The following is a 15,031-nucleotide window of genomic DNA, read 5'->3' on the forward strand; positions in this document are numbered from 1 at the left end:
CTAGCTTTTTAATTCATACGTTTTATGCAACTGCGACATTTAATAACAATTGTCGTTTTTTCACTTGTTGACCAACTTGACCAATCAGCTCATCAACGACACCATCTACATCAGATTTAATCTGTTGCTGGATTTTCATCGCCTCCAAGATCAACAAGGTTTGTCCTTTGGTAACGGTATCTCCGGCATTGACCAGTAGATTTACAATCGCACCATCCATTGGTGCTCGAATCTTACCATCACCAATGACCTCAACCGCTTCAGGTTCTGCGTAAGTACTATTCTCTATCATGAGATTGCCATTCGCCGTATCCAAATAAAGTTGGTTTTGGTCAAGCACATAATCCAATTTACGGCGTACACCATCAACCTCATAAATGATCTGTGTATCTTGAATCGCTAAAATCTTAATTTTAACTTGCTGATCACACAGCGTAGCGATGAGTTGATCATGATCTGTTTGGATATGGAGTAATAGCTGTTGATCAGCACATTTCAACTTTAATGGGAAAGGAACAGAAATACCTGTTTGCCATGAAACCTTGGCTTGGTTAAGTTGGGTGAATAACGCAGCGGCAACCGCGAGATTTTCCAAACTTGGTGCTTGTTGATGTAGGCTAACATCATCTTGGAAATGCTGTTGAATAAATGCCGTGTTGGTATCACCAGCCACGATAATCGGATGACGTAATAAATTTACCAAAAACTGTTTATTGCTGTTCACACCCAGTAGCACACAATCATCTACTGCGCGTGCTAACAGACGAATCGCATCCTGACGAGTTTTACCATAAGCAATTACCTTCGCTACCATTGGATCATAAAACGGGCTAATTTCACCCTGTTCTAACATACCATGATCAATCCGAACATTTGGTAAATCCGCAGGTTGCCAACTGAGTACTTTTCCAGTTTGAGGTAAGAAATCCTGACGCGGATCTTCCGCATATAAACGCACCTCAATAGCATGTCCATTTAAAGTGAGTTCGTGCTGTTGAAGGGGTAAATTTTCACCATTTGCAACACGTAATTGCCATTCAACTAGGTCTAGCCCCGTGATCATTTCAGTTACAGGATGCTCAACCTGTAAACGGGTATTCATTTCAAGGAAATAAAACTCGCCTGATTGATCAAGTAAGAATTCAACTGTACCTGCACCGATATATTCACAAGCTTTGGCGGCAGCAACGGCCGCCTCCCCCATTTGCTGACGTAATTCAGCTGTCATCACTGGGCAAGGTGCTTCTTCAACGACTTTTTGATGGCGGCGTTGAATTGAACAATCTCGTTCAAATAGATAGACGTAATTGCCATGCGTATCACCAAATACTTGGATTTCCACATGACGAGGTGCAATCACTGCTTTTTCAATAATGAGTTCACCCGAACCGAATGCATTTTCGGCTTCTGAACGCGCTGTTTTTAAAGCTTCGAGCAAATCAGCAGACTGGTGAACCAAGCGCATACCACGCCCACCACCACCAGCAGATGCCTTCACCATCAATGGGAAACCAATTTTTTCTGCTTGTTCTGCTAAATATTCGATATCTTGTTGATCACCTTCATAACCCGGTACACAAGGTACACCCGCCTCAATCATGGCAATTTTTGACAAGCGCTTACTACCCATCAAATGAATCGCCGCGGCATTTGGACCAATAAAAGTGATGCCATGATCACTACACGCTTGGGCGAAATCGGTATTTTCAGATAAAAATCCATAACCAGGATGAACAGCATCTGCACATGTCTTTTTGCAGGCTTCAATAATATTGGTGATCGACAAATAAGACTCAGAGACTTTAGAAGCACCAATGTATACAGCTTCATCAGCCACTTGAACATGGCGAGCATTGGCATCTGCATCCGAATATACAGCAACTGTCTGATAGCCCATCGCTTTCGCTGTTTGCATCACTCGAACTGCGATTTCACCACGATTTGCGACTAAAACTTTTGAAAATTTCATTTTTAAATCTCCCCTACCCCCTCTTTAACAAAGAGGGGAACAATGGTACTTAATCAAATCCCTATCGTGGGAGATCTTAGCTAAACCAACTCGGATTACGTTTTTGTATAAATGCCATCGTACCTTCCTGACCTTCTACTCCACCGACAGCTTGTGCAAATTGCTGTGCAGCATCATCGAGTAGAGAATCTAAAGGTTCATTCAAAGTACGATGTAATAAAGCTTTAGTATTGCGAGAAGCCAATGGTGCAGCACGTTTGATTTGTTGAACTGTATCGCTCAGTAGCTGCTCAAGCTCATTTTCATCATGCACTACATCATGTACTACACCTAACTTCTGAGCAGTCTCACCATTGAAACGAGAACCTAACAATGCCAAACGACGCGCTTGTGTTAGTCCAATGCGTTTCACTACAAAAGGTGCAATTTGCGCTGGCAAAACACCTAAGCCTGTTTCAGGTAAGCCAAACTGTGCCGTATCACGACTAATCGCGATATCAGAGACACATGCCAAGCCAAAACCACCGCCGAGCACTGCCCCTTCTAAAATTGCAACAACCGTTTGTGGCGCTTGATCAACTTGTTCAATCATGGCACCAAAACGACGGTTAAAATCAACATAAGGCTGTAAACTGCCCACATTCGCCGCTTCAACACGCAAAGCTGCCATATCTTTAATGTCACCGCCAGCACAGAAATGCCCGCCTTTACCACGCAAAATTACCGCACGAATAGACACATCATCAGCAATGTGAGCAAAGACCTGTTGAATAGCATTAACCATGTTGAGGCTCATGGCATTACGGCTTTCAGGTCGATTCAGCCACAGGGTTAAGATACTGCCTTGTTGTTCAAGTTGGATACTTTCATCTACTTGTAAATCAGTAAGAGAAGTTGAAAGTGTCATTTTTCTTCTCCTAGTTTTTCTGTTTCTTCGGCAGAATATCCATGAGCTTACAGATGATCCCAAGCATAATTTCATCTGCACCACCGCCAATCGAACCTAAACGTCCATCACGATACAACTGTGATGCAGGGTTCTCCCACATAAAGCCATTGCCACCCCAATATTGTAGGCAGCTATCTGCGACTTCTCGAGTTAAGCGCCCTGCTTTGAGCTTTGCCATCGAAGCCATCATCGTGACATTTTCCCCAGCGATATGCTGTTCACAAGCTTGATAAGTCAGTGCTTTTAATGCTTCAACTTCAGTCATCAACTCGGCAAAGCGGAAATGTACATATTGGTTATTAATTAATGGCTGACCAAAGGTAGTACGTTCTTTGGCATAATCGATGGTCTGTTGAATAACTTTTTCTAAACCACCTACAGCATTGGCACATGCCCACATGCGTTCCTCTTGGAACTGCATCATTTGCATCATGAAGCCCATGCCTTCAGCACCAACTAAATAACGTTGTGGCACTCGAACATTATCAAAATAGACTTGAGCAGTTGTTGTTGAACGCATACCTAATTTATTCAGTGGCTCTGAAAAACTGATACCCGCAGTCTTCGCAGGCACAATAATCATGGATTTATTCACATGCGGTTTGTCATCTGAGGTATTGGCAAGTAAACAGAAGAAATCAGCTTGCAGTGAATTGGTAATCCACATTTTGCTGCCGTTAATCACATAATCATCACCCTCTTTTTTCGCAGTGGTTTTGATTGCTGCTACGTCTGAACCAGCATGCACTTCTGATACTGCAATGGATGCCACATATTCGCCGCGAATCGCAGGATTCAAAAACTCTTCTCTTAATTCTTTGCTACCAAAACGAGCAAGTGCAGGTGTCGCCATATCGGTTTGCACGCCGATCGCCAGTGGCACACCACCACATGCCGCACGCCCTAATTCTTCAGCGACAACAAGGTTATATGAATAATCCAAACCCAAACCGCCATTTTCTTCTGGCTTACAAATACCTAGCAAACCTAAATCTGCCATTTTCTTAAACACATCATGAATCGGAAAGCGTCCCGCTGCTTCCCATTCTGGAATAAATGGATTGAGTTCGTTTTCTACAAACTGACGTGCGGTACGACGTAATGCTTCATGCTCTGCGGTAAATTTCATTATTTTTTTCCTTTAAAATTACATATTCATAAACCCCTCCTAATCTCCCTTTGTAAAGGGAGAAGCTCCCCCTCTTTAAAAAAAGAGGAGCTAGGAGGGATTTCTTAAAATCTCGATACACCAAAACGTGTTGGATTAAGTTCACGTTGTTGTGCTTCATAAATGGTTTGTAGCAAGAAGATCAGAACCTTACGCGTATCTCTTGGATCGATAATGCCATCGTCATGCAACATAGCTGTATTAAACAAAGCGGTCGATTGCTGTTCCAATTTCATCGCAGTGCTTTGCTCTAGGAAATCCAACATTTGTGGATTCGGTTCCATTCCTGAAGCTTTCTGTTTACCCTCTGCGACGATACGCAACACTTTCCCCGCTTGTGCCGAACCCATCACCGCAACATGTGAATTTGGCCATGCAAAGATAAAACTTGGTGAGAGGCTACGCCCACACATTGCATAGTTGCCTGCACCGTATGAACCAGCCACAATAATCGAGATTTTTGGTACAGTGGCATTCGCAACTGCTTGAATCAACTTGGAACCATGCTTAATGATGCCGTTCTGTTCCGCATCTGTCCCAACCATAAAACCTGTAGTGTTGTGCAAAAATAAAAGCGGACGTTGGGTCTGCTCACAGAGATGAATAAACTGTGCCGCTTTGACTGCACCTTGTGGTGTGATAGGTCCATTGTTGGTAATAATGCCAATATGTACCCCACCCATTTTCGCCCAACCACAAACGGTTAAAGCATCGTATTCCTGTTTAAACTCAAGGAAATCTGAATCATCAATAATACGAGCCACTACCTCTTTCATATCAAAAGGTTGCTTTGGATCTTTGGGAATAATGCCAAGCAACTCTTCAGGCGCGAAACGCGGTTCTTTATAGTTTTGATTTAGACTAGTGGTTTGTTCCTTCCAATTCAAATGCTCTAAAATCTCACGAGCAAGTCGAATCCCATCTGCATCATTTTCTGCCAAATATTCTGCTACACCTGAAACTTGGGTATGCATTTCAGCACCGCCCAACTCTTCAGCCGTTGCGACTTCACCAGTGGCAGCCAATAGCAATGGTGGACCAGCCAGTAGCATTTCGGTTTGTTTACGAACCGCAATTACATAGTCAGACAGACCAGGTTGATAAGCTCCACCTGCTGTGGCATTACCATGTACCACCGAAATTTGTGGGATCCCTGCCGCAGACATCCGTGCTTGATTGGCAAAGGTCATACCGCCATAGGTAAATACTTCAGCAGCATAGTTAAGATTCGCCCCACCACTTTCCGTTAAAGTCACAATCGGTAGTTTTTGTTCAAGTGCGATTTTCTGTAAGCGTAAGGTTTTCTGTACGCCCATCGGTGACATCGTTCCACCTTTGATTGCACTATTACTCGCAGAGACTAAGCAGCGTACCCCACTCACAAAGCCCAAACCCGCAATAATACCGCCACCTGCTTCTGAGCCATCTTTATCATCATGCATGTTGTAGCCGACTAAGCCACATAACTCGACAAAAGGTGAATCCGCATCCAATAGTAAACGCACACGTTCGTGCGGCAAGATTTTGCCTTTCTTATCAAACTTTGGTTTAGCCGCATAAGATTTATCAATACTCTTTTGCTGTACTGCACGTACTTCCGCAATTTGATTCAACAAAGCTTCACGGTTTTGCTCGTACTGCTCACTACCGACAGCAATTTCAGATTGGAGAATGGTCATTGTTTTTCCTCACTCCAAGCCTAGCTTGTCGTCTTGCGGCTGGGCAGAGCGTTGCTCTGCTTTTCCAGCCTCATCTTTAAAAATTTCTGGAATAAAAGCACGATGGAAACCATTAAAAGACTGGCTATTGGTTGCATCTGCCAATGGATACATACGTGTTCCCTGAGATGCAGCACCATCAATACGTAAAGTTACCCCTGAAACAAAAGCCGCTGCATCAGAAAGCAAATAACAAATTGCTGAAGAAATTTCAGATTCTGTACCCATACGTTTTAACGGAACATTCCCTGCCAAACTTGGAATGATCACTTTGGCGAAGTCACCACTATAGTTGTCCATACCTGAGGAAATAATCCATCCTGGCGCAACTGCATTGACGCGCACACCCGATTTACCCCATTCTACTGAAGCCGTTTTAGTCAGGTTATCCACACCTGAGCGTGCTGCACCTGAATGCCCCATACCTGGCATACCACCCCACATATCTGCAGTCATATTGACGATGCTGCCCCCATGTTTAGCCATCCATTGGTTATAGGCTTCACGCATTAAATAGAATGTCGAATGCAAGTTATTGCGAACCACAGCATCAAAGCCATTAGCAGAAATATTTTCCAATGCCGAAGGAAATTGCCCACCTGCGTTATTCACTAAACCATCGAGCTTGCCAAATTTTTCAACGACTTTAGCAATCATGCTTTTGACTTGTTCTTCTTCACGGTTATCACAAACGATGAAATGGACTTTGCCACCATCTTCGCTAATTTCTGCTGCAGTTTTTTCTAACTTTTCAATTTTTCGACCTGTAATCACGACTTGAGCACCTAGAGATGCCAACTCATGTGCTGTACAGCGTCCAATACCTGAGCCGCCACCTGTGACGATAATCACTTTGTCGGCAAATGCATCTGCTCTGAAAATTGATTGATAACCCATTTGATTTACATCCCTTACTTATTTTTCTAACAATTTTGCTGGTACTTTGACTGGCATATCTAACAATTGCTGTGCAAAAGCCTTACCTTGTGGATCAATACGTAAACTTGCAATCCCACCGCCACCTAATGCATTTTCCAACATAAAATTCAGTGCATTCATCGCAGGCAATTCATAACGAATGACCTTTGATTTTGCTGGATCTAAAACATGCTGCATATAGTCTGAAACATTGGCTTCAGTGAGTGCTGCTCGAATCCAAGGCAAATAGTCTGCTTTACGGGCAATCACTCCAATATTGCTATGGTTGCCTTTATCCCCACTACGAGCATGAGCGATCTCAATCAAAGGCACTTCGATTTCGTCACCTTGATAAGTTGCGACTTCACCAGTTGGATGGGGAACGAAATCCTGCTTTGGTGAGCCAGTTGGAATCTCAACGGCATGTCGCTGACCTGCAAAATCAACCTCAACCTTGATTTGATCTTTATCAATCAGGAAAGAGAACAATTTCACGACTGCAGAAGCTTTAGGACGACCACCGACAATGCCCGCTAATGCAGGGGCCATACCTGTGGAAGCTTGTGCGATTTCCGAAGCGAAGAACATACACGCTTCTTTAAACATATGTTTGACCGCAATTTTAACCACAACTTCACGGCTTTCTTTAATGCGTGCATGTGCCCCATAGGTACTTTCAACACCTAAAATTTCGATCGATTTTTCTGTAAATGGAGGAACAGAACGTAAAGCCAATACACGCTCACATTTATTAATAATGGCATTGGCAATCGTTTGTGCTTTCTCAGGCGCTTCGCGACCTGCGATTAAGAAACTGACTAAAACACGATAACCGTCGGCATAAGTGGCACTCACTTTATATTGTTGAGTTGGTGCTCGACCTGTTGCACCTGTGACTTTAACTCGATCATCACCCACTTGTTCTAAATGGACTTGACTAAAATCAGCTGTCACATCAGGAAGTAGATAGGCTTGTGGATTGCCAATTTCATAAACGATTTGCTCTGCGACCGTTGCCGTCGACACCAAACCACCTGTACCTTGTGGTTTAGTTACAACAAAAGAGGAGTCTGCACTGACTTCTACAATTGGAAAGCCCATGTTGTCAAAGCCTTGTACCAAACGCCAATCAGTAAAATTACCACCCGTACATTGAGCACCACACTCAATCACATGCCCAGCCAATGAACCTTGTGCGAGTTTGTCATAGTCATCCAATGACCATTTGTATTCATGCAACAACGGTGCAAGAACCACAGCTGAATCAACAACACGACCTGTAATCACAATATCCGCGCCTAAATCCAAAGCGTCACGAATAGCGACAGCCCCTAAATAGGCATTACTGCTCGCCACATACGCAGGCAAAGACTCACCATTAAACATTTCTTTGATATTTTTTTGCTGTAGTTCTGCGTGCTTTGGCAATACGTCATCACCAAGTACCACCGCAACTTTTAAATCCAAGCCTTTTTCATCAATGATTTTTTGTAAAGCATCCCGACAAGCTAAGGGATTCACGCCCCCTGCATTACTGATCACTTTGATTTTCTTCTCAGCAATTTTATTAATCAGTGGAGACATCACGTGACTAACAAAATCCAACGCATAGCCATGATTTGGATCAGTCATCATTGCTTTAGCCATGATTGACATGGTAATTTCAGATAGATAATCAAAGACTAAATAATCAATATCACTCAGATGTACCAACTGAAAAGCGGCCGTATTGGTATCGCCCCAAAATCCTGAAGCACATCCGATTTTTACTGGCTTTTGGTCATCCTGCTTGACGCTTGTCATGAGCTTTCTCATTATTATTAAAAACAACACAACATTACCAAGCAAGTGCTTGGTTTGTAAAGTGCATAATGATATGCTGTATTAGCAAAAACAGACAAATTCAAGCAAATGCTTGTTATAAAAAGATAAGACAATTCATGAAATGAATTTTGTTACAATACACTTTGATAAGACGGGATAGACGGACAGGCATGATCGCAACTTCAATTGAGCAAATACCTAAAATCGTATGTTTTGACGATAGCCCACGTGGACGTTTGCTCTTAGGTGCCGCGTATCTGTTTTATAAGCAAGGATATGATAAAACTACGGTTCGCCAACTTGGTGAATTTATTGGTATTCAATCAGGTAGTCTCTTTCATCACTTTAAAAGTAAAGATGACATTCTTGCTACTGTGATGGAGCAAACCATTATTTATAACTTCGCAAGGCTTAAAGAAGCGGCTGAACGATCAAATGATCCTGAACAGCAATTGCGTGATTTAATCAGAGCCGAATTAATCTCAATTACTGGTGATACTGGTGCGGCTATGGCGGTGCTGGTTCATGAATGGTTTGCGCTTTCTAAAGAAAAACAAGAATACCTTTTGAAAATGCGTAATGAATATGAGCAAGTCTGGCTTGATGTGATTGAAAAATTACGCACTCTAGGCAAAGTCAAACATGATGCATTTATTTGGCGACGTTTGGTCGGTGGTTCTATTTCGTGGACGGTGACTTGGTACCGACCTGAAGGTAAAGTTAAGATTGACGAGTTAACTGAAATGGTTTGGGAAATGGCGCTAGCGAAATAATATTATTAATAAAGAATGTTTATGAAATTAGAAAATCTAAATGTAATAGAATCTGATAATGAGTTTTATAACTGTGTAGTTGCCCTTCCTTGGTATGGTAAAACGACTAATGTATATGTTCGTTTTGAAAATGATGATGATGCTCAGCCAACACAAAAACAACTACAAGCATTTAAAGAATTATTAAATGAAGCACCACAAATCTTTGAAAAATTAGAAGAACAATTATTTGCTTACTATCAAGAACAAAGAGAAGATAATAAATATGAAGACTATTATGAAGAGTTTTTTTCTGAGTTAAAATCTCCAAAAGATCTTGAAAAACATATATATTTCCATTCTATAAAGGTATCTTATTATGATGAAGACTGGAGTAAATTTATAGGACTCATCATGGATTGTGATTGGGACAAACAACTGGGCGTTGGCGTTATGTTAATTAAAAATAAAGTTCGTGAAATTAATGTTCAAGATATTGTTCTATAATTTTTTAACTAAGACTGATTAATAATACATAAAAATTATGACTACAAAGGACTAATTTTATAATTATGAATTTTGATTATGTTCAACTTTCTCAATCTAAAAGCTATAAAATCATTCATCTTTATGAGAGCGCATATATAGCACCTTTACAATCTAGCGATATCAATCAATACATAGAGATAGGTGATTTTTATGGGAATCCAGAAGTCGCTATCATTGATAAAAATGAGAAGTGGTGTGCAGTCGGTGGATGTGGACTTATCATTTACTTTATTCAAGAACCATTTATCCCTTATCAATATGATCAAGAAAGTTCTCAATATTTTGAACTACATAGAAATCCACCATCTATATGGTGGATAACTTCATTGCAGCAAATCACAACTTCAAAAATATTAATCACTTTAGAAAGTACTGAAATTTGGATACTAGATGTTTATTCAAAGCAAATCAGCAACAAGTAAAGATTTAGTTAATTAGCAAACCTTTAAACATTTTAGTTAATATCCTAACTGCTTACTAATCAAATCCTTCATAATTTCTTCAGCGCCACCACCAATCATATTCACCTTCACTTCACGATAAATACGTTCGGACTTCATACCTCGCATAAAACCCATACCCCCTAAGGTCTGTACCGCAGCATCCGCACAAAACTGCATGGTTCGTGTTGCGACATTCTTAAGCATCGAAATCTGTGCAATGAGTTCACTACCTTGCAGTTCCTTTTTTCCCATACGATATGCAGTATCTTCCAATAACGCACGTGTAGCTGTAAGTTGCGTGGCCATATCGACAAGTTTATGACGTACCACTTGATGATCAATTAAGCGCTTACCAAAGGTTTTACGTTGTTGTGCCCATTCTAAAGCTTCTTCATAGCAAACCAATGCATAACCATAGGCTATTGCTCCTAACCAAAAACGCTCCATATTAAAGTTATTCATAATCACTTTAAAACCAGTATTTTCTTCACCCAATAAATGGCTTACAGGCACCTTAACTTCATCAAAATGTAGGTGTGCTGTGTCAGAAGCCCACCATCCCATCTTTTTTAAAGGTGATTTTGTAATCCCTTCGCTATGCGCATCCATCAAAAGCATCGAGATCCCTTTTGGACCTTGTCCATTCGGATCTGTACGTACTGCAACCGTATAATAATCAGCTCGAATACCCGAAGTAATAAAGGTTTTCTCCCCACTCACAATATAATAATCTCCGTCACGAACCGCTTTGGTTTTTAAAGCGGCAACGTCGGAACCACCACTCGGTTCAGTAATCGCTAAGGCTGAAATTTTTTCACCTGCAATAATTTGCGGCATCACTGTATTTCGTATCTCAGGACGCGCAAAGTGATGAATCGGCGGTGTACCAATGCTATGAATCATCAATGAAATATGAACCCCACCCGATGCTGCTTTTGCCATCTCAATTGCAGCAAGCAATACATGAAATGCATCAGCTTCAGGAATTCCACCATGTTCTGCATCAAAACCTAAACCCAGCAAACCAACACTCGCGGCCTTTTGATAAAGTTCTCGCGGAAAGGTGCCTGCTTCATCCCATTCATTTACATAGGGTGAGATTTCTTTTTCAACAAAGCGTTTAACACTGTCTGCAAAAGCCAGATGTTCAGATGTGTAATAAATTGGGTTAAGTGATAAACCATCCATGCCTTTTTCCTAAATTATTATTTAACTCATTCTTGTTATACGGATAAGGCTTTAAACCAACTTCCTCTTGATTCAAAGCCTTTAAAATATGTATTAATAGCCCAGTTGGCGACTGGCAAGATCTTTCATGATTTCCTCTGCCCCACCACCAATCATGTTGACTTTCACTTCACGATAAATACGTTCTGATTTCGTACCACGCATAAAGCCCATACCGCCTAATGTCTGTACCGCAGCATCAGCACAGAATTGCATAGTTTGTGTTGCAACATTCTTAAGCATACAAATTTGCGCAATCAGTTCATTACCCTGCAATTCAGGTTTTCCTAAACGGTAGGCTGTATCTTCCAATAACGCACGAGTTGAAGTTAAACGAGTCGCCATATCTACTAGCTTGTGACGAACGACTTGATGATCAACTAAGCGTTTGCCAAAAGTTTGTCGTTGTTTTGCCCAATCTAAGGCCTCCTCATAACAAGTCAGAGCAAAGCCGTAACTACTTGCTGCGAGAAAAAAACGCTCCATATTGAAGTTGTTCATAATCACTAGGAAGCCCATATTTTCAGGACCCAATAAATTACTAGCGGGGACTTTGACATTGTCAAAATGTAGATGTGCAGTATCTGAAGCCCACCAACCCATTTTATCTAGTTTTGATTTTGTAATGCCTTCACTATGTGCATCAATCAGCAGCATTGAAATACCATTTGCCCCTTTTGCATTCGGATCGGTACGTACTGCCACTGAATAATAATCCGCTCGCATTCCTGATGTGATAAAGGTTTTTTCACCACTTACCAGAAAATAATCACCTTCGCGTACAGCCTTGGTTTTAAGTGATGCAACATCTGATCCACCACCAGGTTCAGTAATTGCCAAGGCAGAAATTTTCTCTCCCGATAAAATCTGAGGCAGGACTTGAGCTTTAACTTCCTCATTTGCAAAATGCTGAATCGGCGGTGCACCAATGGTATGTGATAATAAAGAAGCTGCTAAGCCACCCGACGCGCATTTTGCCAGCTCAATAGAAGCTAACAGCGTATAAAATGCATCTGTTCCAGCAATCCCACCATATTGTTCTTCAAAACCTAGTCCCAACAAACCAATATCTGCGGCTTTTTTATATAGCTCTCTAGGAAAGGTTTCACTTTCATCCCATTCATTTATGAAAGGTGAAATCTCTTTCTCTACGAAACGTTGAACAGTCTTAGCAAATTCAAGATGCTGCTCGTTGTAGTATAAAGGGTTTAGCTGCATATTCTGCTTCCTAGCAATTATTGATCATTGTTTATTGAATGAGCACTAAAGTAGCAAAACCAGAAAAACCGAGCAAGCGCTTGGCAAAATTAAAAGTAAAAAAACACGTCAAAAACAGCGAAAGAACCATAAAACTATATTTTTAATCGTCCACGAAATCCCCGGCTCGCATAATAAGATTGCGCGCCATTATGATAGGTAAAAACTCGTCCATAACGACTATCACAAAAGATAGCACCCCCTAAAGCTCTTACATCTACTGGCGTTTTGACCCAGCTCGAGGTTTTTAAATCAAAATGTTCTACTGCTTGTAACTGCTTATATTGCTCTTCTGTGAGCAATTCAATTCCCATGGCCTCGGCCACATCGACCGCATTATTTTCAGGCTTATGTTCTTTACGTGCATCTAAAGCTGCCTTGTCGTAGCATAAACTTCTACGTCCTTTCGGAGATTCTACTGAACAATCATAAAATATGATTTCTGATGACTTTGCATCCAATAAAATGATGTCTGGCTCGCCACCTGTTTCTTCCATCTGATGGAGTGACCATAACTTTTCTGGCTGCTGCTCTAATCGATCTTCAATATCAGACCAACTCAGGTTTTTATGACGATGCATATTTTGCTCAAAACGCTGCTTTAATATATCTAATAACGTTGCGACTTGTTCAAGGTCTAACTTTTTATTTTTGGTCATTTTTATACTCTAAACTTTATAGCTATACCGAACGTCCATCAAAATGATTGATCTTGATATTTTCCAGATCCAGATCATCAATACAACACACATTGATTGCACATATGGTATTCCCTTGAGGATCCACACCCATTGCATAGGGATGAATACCACAGACCTTGCAAAAATGATGGTTGATCATATGCTTATTAAATTGATAAGTCGCCTGATCATCGTCTTCCACAATAATCTCAACTTCACTCTTAGGTAAAAACCAGAGTAAAGAACCTTTTTTCTGACAAATTGAACAATTACAAGACAATGCTTCAGTGAGTTCACCCTGTGCAATGAAGGTGATTTTTCCACAATGACAGCTTCCTTGATATTTCATGTTCTTTTCTCTTTTTAGTTATTAGCTAGTTTTAGTCTATTCTGACTTAAAATTCAAATGAAGCAGTGTTGATAAATTTTATTTAAGATAAAGTCTAACGCCAAAAATATTGGCATTGCTGACATTTAGTCCCATGTTTATACGAAAATAGAGGAAAACCAAGTAACAAGAAAACCAAATAAGCTGGCCGCTTTCCTTCCGTATAAGGCTTTATATCGAAACTACCGCATTGGGGACAACGCTCGCTTGAACCAAACTGCTGTTCTAATTCCTGACTAAAGTCTTGCGCCAATAAGCCTTGTGCTTCTTTCAAATAGACTTCATGAACCAATAAACGAACTCCACCTAAGGCGTTTGAATAAAGCCAATCCATATTAATGGTATGTTCATTTTCAATACGTGCTGGAATCCCAGCCGCTTCTAATTGCGTTCTGGCAATTTGGGCCTCATATGGAAAAGAATACGTTTCAGCGACAACCCATTTCATAGGAATATCTAAATAGAATAAATATAAATTCTAAGCCCAATTCATCTCAGTGCACAATGCGCAAATTTATTCTATCCAAGATTAATAGATTCAACACAACTTTAAAGACTGAATTGAAGTTAAACGCAAAGATGGTTATACATCTTCCCCGTGAAACTTTTCCCATGCGATAGATTCCAAGTCGCCAGTCAGTTCATTGGATTACTCATCCAATAGCTTATACATGATTTGATGACACCCAATTGATGCACTACCATCAAGACCTAGCAAGACCGTATACAACGCATCAGTTAAAACCTCCGAGACAATTTTTTTTGTTAAATGAATCTGTTCATGATTCATTCCAGATTTTTCTAATAAACTGATCCTTGATATTTCAGAATCAACAGTAAAGTAACCCTGGATCAGATCATCTTTTAAAAGTTTAAATTCCTCTACAAATTCTTCTGAAGTAATAGAAAAGTTATTATTAATCATTTAAATTTCATCCTTTTATTGTTTTGATTCAACCTATAAAACAATAACATATTCCTCAAGATACGCCATTCAATGTGTTTTTCTCTAGCCAATAAAAAACACCCCCTCTGCGTTAGCGGAGGGGGTGTTTAGAATTAAAAAGCTGGCGATGACTTACTCTCACATGGCAAGTGCCACACTACCATCAGCGCGAAGAGGTTTCACTTCTGAGTTCGGGAAGGGATCAGGTGGTTCACTCTTGCTATTGTCGCCAGCAAACTGTTT

General features: G+C 40.7%; 14 protein-coding genes, 1 rRNA gene and 1 pseudogene. 3 read left to right on the plus strand and 13 right to left on the minus strand.

All coding sequences use genetic code 11. The features are described 5' to 3' along the window. Positions 1–22 precede the first annotated feature (22 nt). The 6 genes from DK207_RS02370 to DK207_RS02395 form a co-directional block, all read right to left on the minus strand. A complete protein-coding gene (locus tag DK207_RS02370) occupies positions 23–1,969 on the minus strand; it encodes an acetyl/propionyl/methylcrotonyl-CoA carboxylase subunit alpha (protein WP_109439804.1) in 1,947 nt (648 codons plus the stop codon). A gap of 76 nt (positions 1,970–2,045) precedes the next feature. Continuing rightward, the gene (locus DK207_RS02375) at positions 2,046–2,876 is read right to left on the minus strand and encodes an enoyl-CoA hydratase/isomerase family protein (protein WP_109439805.1); all 831 of its coding nucleotides are present in this window, start codon (positions 2,874–2,876) and stop codon (positions 2,046–2,048) included. A gap of 10 nt (positions 2,877–2,886) precedes the next feature. Next, positions 2,887–4,047 (minus strand): acyl-CoA dehydrogenase family protein, encoded by a 1,161-nt coding sequence (locus DK207_RS02380; protein WP_109439806.1) that lies wholly within the window; start codon positions 4,045–4,047, stop codon positions 2,887–2,889. 104 nt (positions 4,048–4,151) lie between these two features. Next, entirely contained in the window at positions 4,152–5,765 is a 1,614-nt protein-coding gene (locus tag DK207_RS02385; RefSeq protein WP_109439807.1) for an acyl-CoA carboxylase subunit beta, read from the minus strand. 9 nt (positions 5,766–5,774) lie between these two features. After that, positions 5,775–6,701 carry an SDR family oxidoreductase gene (locus tag DK207_RS02390; RefSeq protein ID WP_109439808.1) on the minus strand — a complete coding sequence of 309 codons (927 nt, stop codon included), beginning with the start codon at positions 6,699–6,701 and terminating at the stop codon, positions 5,775–5,777. 18 nt (positions 6,702–6,719) lie between these two features. Next, positions 6,720–8,525 (minus strand): acyclic terpene utilization AtuA family protein, encoded by a 1,806-nt coding sequence (locus DK207_RS02395; RefSeq protein ID WP_109439809.1) that lies wholly within the window; start codon positions 8,523–8,525, stop codon positions 6,720–6,722. Between the two features lie 191 nt (positions 8,526–8,716). Between DK207_RS02395 and DK207_RS02400 the strand changes: the two genes are divergently transcribed. The 3 genes from DK207_RS02400 to DK207_RS02410 all read left to right on the plus strand — a co-directional run bounded on the left by DK207_RS02400 (position 8,717) and on the right by DK207_RS02410 (position 10,269). Continuing rightward, positions 8,717–9,319, plus strand: coding sequence for a TetR/AcrR family transcriptional regulator (locus DK207_RS02400; protein WP_109439810.1), 603 nt, complete (start codon positions 8,717–8,719; stop codon positions 9,317–9,319). Positions 9,320–9,340: 21 nt separating this feature from the next. Continuing rightward, on the plus strand, positions 9,341–9,805 hold the full coding sequence (locus DK207_RS02405) for a DUF6985 domain-containing protein (protein ID WP_109439811.1): 465 nt from the start codon (positions 9,341–9,343) through the stop codon (positions 9,803–9,805). A gap of 65 nt (positions 9,806–9,870) precedes the next feature. Further along, entirely contained in the window at positions 9,871–10,269 is a 399-nt protein-coding gene (locus DK207_RS02410; protein WP_109439812.1) for a hypothetical protein, read from the plus strand. Between the two features lie 36 nt (positions 10,270–10,305). Here the strand turns inward: DK207_RS02410 and DK207_RS02415 are convergent, their stop codons facing one another. The 7 genes and pseudogenes from DK207_RS02415 to rrf form a co-directional block, all read right to left on the minus strand. Continuing rightward, positions 10,306–11,478: an acyl-CoA dehydrogenase family protein gene (locus tag DK207_RS02415; protein ID WP_109439813.1), complete on the minus strand. Its 1,173-nt coding sequence runs from the start codon at positions 11,476–11,478 to the stop codon at positions 10,306–10,308. A 93-nt stretch (positions 11,479–11,571) separates the two neighbouring features. After that, positions 11,572–12,735: an acyl-CoA dehydrogenase family protein gene (locus DK207_RS02420; protein ID WP_109439814.1), complete on the minus strand. Its 1,164-nt coding sequence runs from the start codon at positions 12,733–12,735 to the stop codon at positions 11,572–11,574. A gap of 134 nt (positions 12,736–12,869) precedes the next feature. Further along, positions 12,870–13,433: a DUF4256 domain-containing protein gene (locus tag DK207_RS02425; protein WP_109439815.1), complete on the minus strand. Its 564-nt coding sequence runs from the start codon at positions 13,431–13,433 to the stop codon at positions 12,870–12,872. A gap of 22 nt (positions 13,434–13,455) precedes the next feature. Further along, complete coding sequence (locus DK207_RS02430) at positions 13,456–13,803, minus strand: GFA family protein (protein ID WP_109439816.1); 348 nt, start codon at positions 13,801–13,803, stop codon at positions 13,456–13,458. Between the two features lie 94 nt (positions 13,804–13,897). Then, the gene (locus DK207_RS02435; RefSeq protein ID WP_109439817.1) at positions 13,898–14,290 is read right to left on the minus strand and encodes a putative signal transducing protein; all 393 of its coding nucleotides are present in this window, start codon (positions 14,288–14,290) and stop codon (positions 13,898–13,900) included. A 135-nt stretch (positions 14,291–14,425) separates the two neighbouring features. Continuing rightward, positions 14,426–14,767, minus strand: a pseudogene (locus DK207_RS02440) (hypothetical protein). Positions 14,768–14,907: 140 nt separating this feature from the next. Beyond that, positions 14,908–15,022: ribosomal RNA gene (gene rrf / locus DK207_RS02445) — 5S ribosomal RNA — on the minus strand. Positions 15,023–15,031: the final 9 nt, after the last annotated feature.

It is taken from the genome of Acinetobacter haemolyticus (assembly GCF_900406815.1).
Classification (GTDB): domain Bacteria; phylum Pseudomonadota; class Gammaproteobacteria; order Pseudomonadales; family Moraxellaceae; genus Acinetobacter; species Acinetobacter haemolyticus_A.

What these genes read in the sequence shown, in the direction of transcription:
- DK207_RS02380 (WP_109439806.1), bottom strand. Translation starts at nt 4,047, where the DNA reads ATGAAATTTACCGCAGAGCATGAAGCATTACGTCGTACCGCACGTCAG.
- DK207_RS02385 (WP_109439807.1), bottom strand. Translation starts at nt 5,765, where the DNA reads ATGACCATTCTCCAATCTGAAATTGCTGTCGGTAGTGAGCAGTACGAG.
- DK207_RS02425 (WP_109439815.1), bottom strand. Translation starts at nt 13,433, where the DNA reads ATGACCAAAAATAAAAAGTTAGACCTTGAACAAGTCGCAACGTTATTA.
- DK207_RS02435 (WP_109439817.1), bottom strand. Translation starts at nt 14,290, where the DNA reads ATGAAATGGGTTGTCGCTGAAACGTATTCTTTTCCATATGAGGCCCAA.
- DK207_RS02420 (WP_109439814.1), bottom strand. Translation starts at nt 12,735, where the DNA reads ATGCAGCTAAACCCTTTATACTACAACGAGCAGCATCTTGAATTTGCT.
- DK207_RS02390 (WP_109439808.1), bottom strand. Translation starts at nt 6,701, where the DNA reads ATGGGTTATCAATCAATTTTCAGAGCAGATGCATTTGCCGACAAAGTG.
- DK207_RS02400 (WP_109439810.1), top strand. Translation starts at nt 8,717, where the DNA reads ATGATCGCAACTTCAATTGAGCAAATACCTAAAATCGTATGTTTTGAC.
- DK207_RS02395 (WP_109439809.1), bottom strand. Translation starts at nt 8,525, where the DNA reads ATGACAAGCGTCAAGCAGGATGACCAAAAGCCAGTAAAAATCGGATGT.
- DK207_RS02415 (WP_109439813.1), bottom strand. Translation starts at nt 11,478, where the DNA reads ATGGATGGTTTATCACTTAACCCAATTTATTACACATCTGAACATCTG.
- DK207_RS02430 (WP_109439816.1), bottom strand. Translation starts at nt 13,803, where the DNA reads ATGAAATATCAAGGAAGCTGTCATTGTGGAAAAATCACCTTCATTGCA.
- DK207_RS02375 (WP_109439805.1), bottom strand. Translation starts at nt 2,876, where the DNA reads ATGACACTTTCAACTTCTCTTACTGATTTACAAGTAGATGAAAGTATC.
- DK207_RS02405 (WP_109439811.1), top strand. Translation starts at nt 9,341, where the DNA reads ATGAAATTAGAAAATCTAAATGTAATAGAATCTGATAATGAGTTTTAT.
- DK207_RS02370 (WP_109439804.1), bottom strand. Translation starts at nt 1,969, where the DNA reads ATGAAATTTTCAAAAGTTTTAGTCGCAAATCGTGGTGAAATCGCAGTT.
- DK207_RS02410 (WP_109439812.1), top strand. Translation starts at nt 9,871, where the DNA reads ATGAATTTTGATTATGTTCAACTTTCTCAATCTAAAAGCTATAAAATC.